The sequence below is a fragment of the Kocuria sp. genome (assembly GCF_030536815.1).
Lineage (GTDB): Bacteria > Actinomycetota > Actinomycetes > Actinomycetales > Micrococcaceae > Kocuria > Kocuria gwangalliensis.
The window spans coordinates 1-2,680 of sequence record NZ_JAUNPE010000233.1 but is presented as its reverse complement, the minus strand read 5'-3'; the positions used below and the strand labels follow the sequence as shown (position 1 = coordinate 2,680).

Annotated in this window: 1 protein-coding gene; it reads left to right on the top strand. The window is 68.6% G+C overall.

Annotation, left to right across the window (positions count from 1 at the left end; genetic code table 11):
* On the top strand, positions 1-2,680 hold a 2,680-nt coding region (locus Q4E95_RS12550; RefSeq protein WP_303383624.1), incomplete at both ends, for an Rne/Rng family ribonuclease.

Sequence of the window (2,680 nt, the reverse complement as noted above, 5' to 3'; positions counted from 1 at the left end):
GACACCGCCGAGGCCACGGAACCCGACACCGAGGACACGCCCGAGGCCGAGCCGTCCTTCGGTGTGGGGGCGGGTCTGATGTTCCACGCTCCCGACCAGGACGAGATCCGTGCGGCCGCCGAGGCCGCCGCCGCTCGCCAGCGCGAAGCCGCCAAGGAGCGGGACGCCCAGCGTCGCCAGCCCCAGCAGCCGGACGAGGACGACACCGAAGAGGACGACTCCTCGGGCGCCGTGACCAGCCGGCGCAGGCGACGCCGTCGCCGCGGTGATGTGGACATGGAACTCGTGGACGAGTCCGACGGCACCGTCACCCGAGTCCGCGCGCCCCGCGTGAGCGAGAGCGGAGCCGATGAGGTCACCGGCGTCAAGGGATCCACGCGCCTGGAAGCCAAGCGGCAGCGCCGTCGTGAATCCCGCCAGTCGGGTCGCCGCCGCCACGTGATCACCGAGGCCGAGTTCCTGGCCCGCCGCGAATCGGTCGAACGCAAGATGCTCGTGCGCCAGAAGGAGAACCGGATCCAGATCGGTGTGCTCGAGGACGGTGTGCTTGCCGAGCACTTCGTCTCCCACACCCAACAGGATTCGCTGATCGGCAACGTGTACGTGGGCAAGGTGCAGAACGTGCTGCCGTCCATGGAAGCCGCGTTCGTGGACATCGGACGCGGCCGCAACGCGGTGCTCTACGCGGGCGAAGTCGATTGGGATGCCGCGGAGCTGGGCCACAAACCCCGCAAGATCGAGAACGCGCTCAAGTCCGGGGACTCCGTCCTGGTTCAGGTCACCAAGGATCCGGTGGGCCACAAGGGTGCCCGCTTGACCAGCCAGGTGTCCCTGCCGGGCCGCTACCTGGTGTACGTACCGGGCGGTTCGATGACCGGCATTTCTCGCAAGCTGCCCGACGTGGAACGGCAGCGCCTCAAGAAGATCCTCAAGGACCGCCTGCCCGAGGGCGCCGGCGTGATCGTGCGCACCGCGGCGGAGGGCGCGTCGGAGGAAGAACTCACCAACGACATCAACCGGTTGCGCTCGCAATGGGAACAGATCCAGGAGAAAGCCGGGTCCACCAAGACCCTGGCCCCGGAAATGCTCTACGCCGAGCCGGATCTGACCATCAAGACCGTGCGTGACGTGTTCAACGAGGACTTCACCGCCATGGTCGTCCAGGGCGAGCAGGCCTGGGACAACATCGAGGCCTATGTGACCTACGTGGCCCCGGACCTGCTGGACCGGTTGGAGCAATGGAGCGATGACACGGACCTGTTCGAATCCTTCCGCGTGGAGGAGCAGATCCAGAAGGCCCTGGACCGCAAGGTCTACCTCCCCTCCGGCGGTTCGCTCGTGATCGACCGCACCGAGGCCATGACCGTGGTGGACGTCAATACCGGCAAATTCACCGGCTCCGGCGGCAACCTGGAGGAGACGGTCACCAAGAACAACCTGGAGGCCGCCGAGGAGATCGTCCGCCAGCTGCGGCTGCGGGACATCGGCGGGATCATCGTGGTCGACTTCATCGACATGGTCCTGGAGTCCAACCGTGAGCTGGTGCTGCGTCGCCTGGTCGAGTGCCTGGGCAGGGACCGCACCAAGCACCAGGTCGCGGAGGTGACCTCCCTGGGTCTGGTGCAGATGACGCGCAAGCGCATGGGCACGGGCCTGCTCGAAGTCTTCTCGGAGCCGTGCGAGGCGTGTGCCGGTCGCGGCGCGATCGTGCACGACCACCCGCTCAAGGGGCGCGCCGGGGATTCGGGCGCGGACCACCGCACCAACCGCAACGAGCGCAAACGCTCCAAGCACAAGCAGCAGCACCAGGGTGCTCAGCCGGGCGGATCGCAGGACAAGCCCAAGAACACCGGTAACGGTGGCAACGGCTCGGACAACGGCCACGCGGGCAGCGAGGAAGACTCCAAGGCCCGCGCCGAGGCGGCTCGCAGCGCACTGGCCAGTATCGCGGCGGCTTCACAGCACGACGACGACGCCGCGCCGGGTCAGCCGGGTGACGCCCAGTCCGCCGAGCGCTCCGGCGGCGAGGGCCAGGCGAAGGATCAGTCCGGTGCCCAGGACAACCAGGAACACGGTGATCAGGACGGCGATCGTCGCCGTAAGAAGCGTCGCGGCAAGCGCAGTCGTGGCCGAGGTCAGTCGGGTCAGGACGGCCAGGGCGAGGACGCGTCGTCAGCGGATTCCCAGGACTCGGCCCGCGGTGACCGCGGCCGGGAGTCGAACGACACGGGCGAGGGCCCTTCGTCCAGTCTCACCATTCACGGTGAGGTCATCGAGTTGCCCCACGGCAGCGCTCACCACGAGGAGCAGTCGCAGACCGGTCAGCAGTCATTCACGCTGGACTCGCTGACCGCGGCCTTCACGGAGGAACCCGCTCACGACGCAACCCGGGAGCAGTCCTCGGACGGGCAGCCGGCACGTGATACGGCCTCGCAGGAGCAGTCCTCGCGTGGCAGCCGCGGAGGCCGTTCGCGCCGGGCCCAGCGCCCGGCAACCAATGAGTCGCAACCGGGGGGCGCCAAGGCGGCCGTGGCACCCGCTGCGGAGGCGGAGATCAAGCCGGCCACGCGGCGTCGTTCCCGCCGAGCGTCCGCACCCGCGGCGGCACCGGGAACGGCCAGTGTTCGGACCCACGAGCCGGTTGGTACGGAGGAACCCGTCAAGCGGTTCACGGCCGATA